Origin of the sequence: Campylobacter concisus (assembly GCF_002912425.1) — a bacterium.
Lineage (GTDB): Bacteria > Campylobacterota > Campylobacteria > Campylobacterales > Campylobacteraceae > Campylobacter_A > Campylobacter_A concisus_AH.
Genome location: NZ_POYR01000196.1, coordinates 1 through 2024, shown reverse-complemented (window position 1 = coordinate 2024; position 2024 = coordinate 1). Strand labels below are relative to the sequence as shown.

The window sequence follows — 2024 nt, the reverse complement described above, 5'->3', positions numbered from 1 at the left end:
AGGTGGGGGTTTGGGGGCGGAAGGGGCGACGTTTTGCGTCGCAAGCTCGCAACTGCAAGCAGACCGTAAGTAGAAACCCCTTCTACCACCAAAAGCCAAATTTTCACTATCACAGCTCAAACAATAAATTTAATCACCTCAAACGCGGTGGATGACACCCACTTCTTCTTAAACTAAAATAAAATTTATAAAAAACCCTACTAAAAAGATCCTTGCCAAATTTCAGGCATTGCTTAGCTTTGCTATTAAAGATGCAGTTACAATGCAGCGGACCTGCTAACAAAAAGGGATTTATCTCAATGTGAAAAAATGTAAAATCATTTAAAAATTTGCGTGTTTTTTGAAAATCGCTGATATGTTTTTTGCCGAGATTAATGAGCTTTACACATGGGACAAGGCATCAGCGTTTTTCCTTTGTAGTGAATTTTTGCCGCATTATAAACGCTCTTTACCAAATTTTTGTTTAAACTTTGGGCGCTACTAAATTTCGCGCCCAAAGTTTTTAGTCTTTTTTACCTTTATTTAGGGATTTTAGCTTAGCGTCCATATCAGCTGTAAGCATAGTAAAGACCTTGTTTGTAAGCTCCTGTGTTAGATCTTTAGCCTCTTGCATAGTCTTTTGGCTAAATTCATTTAAGAGTTTGTCCGCTTTTTTCTTATCTTTTTTATAAAGCTTTACGTACTCATCTTCAAATTTAGCCTGTTTTACCGCCAACTCTTTTTCAAATTTAGCGTAAGCCTCTTTTACTACTGGCGAATACTTCTCATAATCAGTCATCACAAGGGTTTGAAGCTTTCTATAAACCCAGTATATCGAAGTATCATCAGCATCGTATGAGCCATCAGAGTAGCCTTTTATAAAGCCGTCAAGCCCCTCGTAATACGGCAAATAAACGCTAAGATCAGCCATGCCAAGAGCGACGTAGGTCACACGACCGATCTCTTTTGGTAGCCATGGGCGCACCTGCATGACGTGAGACTCGTATGTTCTAAAGACGCTTATAGCGCGGTAGATGTTTTTCTTATCTTCATCTTTGCTAGCATAGTTATCAAACGGAGTGCCGTTGTAGTGGGCTCTCATCGCAGCTTTTAGGTCTTCAACACTTAGTTTTTTCTCTGGTTTTAAAAATACTGGGAATTTCTGACCATCGGCGAAGTCTTGTTTTAGACTTGGGTTAAACATGCTTTGAACCCAGCAAACACGTGGGTAGTTGTAAGTCACATCTCTCTCATCGTCCCTTGTATAGGCCTTTGTAAAGTTAAATTCGCCATCTTTTGCAGGGTCATAAGTCTTGTTGTCGATCGCAAATTTGATCACATCTTTTGCACCCATGAAATTTGGATCATTCTCTTTGTAAGCGTGAAGTCTGCCTTGGTTTGCAGTGACGAAGTACTCATCTTGCGGGATCTTTGAAGCGATCCATTTATGGCCTGTGCCAGTTTCAAAGTACCAAAGCTCGTTTGCATCGACAAATACCACACCAAAGCCCTCTCCAGCGCCTTTTGTCTCAACTATCTCGCCAAGAAGCTTAACGCCCTCTTTTGCACTTTTGATGCGTGGCAAAAGCACGTCTGGGATGTCATCTTCTGTGATGCCAGTCTCTTCGTTGTATGGATCAACTTTTAAAAGCTCATCTTTTGCGTAGATGGTCTCAGTGCCACTAAGTCCAACGCCAGCCTCGTTGTAGCCGACTGCACCGTGAAGTTTTGTGTGTGAGTTTGCGATAGTTGTGTATCTCATGCCATCTTTTGGGAGCGGATATGTAAAGTCATTTGCGCCGTCATGTGCCTTTGAGCTGTGCATGCCAGTTTGGTTTTTCGTAGCTGGGTGTATCAAAAAAACTTGAGCCTTTATAGCCTTGCTATCAGCGCTTCTAGCCACTAGCATAGAGCCGTCGTTTGAGGCTTTATCTCCTACTAAAATGGTAGTGCATGCCAAGCTACTTGTGCCTAAAATCGCACTCATAGCGACGATTGATGCGAGAATTTTCCCTTTCATTTTTACTCCTTTAGTAAAATAAAAT

General features: G+C 41.5%; 1 protein-coding gene. It reads right to left on the bottom strand.

Annotation, left to right across the window (positions count from 1 at the left end; genetic code table 11):
• Positions 1 to 502: 502 nt before the first annotated feature.
• Positions 503 to 1999, bottom strand: coding sequence for a C69 family dipeptidase (locus CYP84_RS10585; protein WP_103578705.1), 1497 nt, complete (start codon positions 1997 to 1999; stop codon positions 503 to 505).
• Between the last annotated feature and the right edge of the window lie 25 nt (positions 2000 to 2024).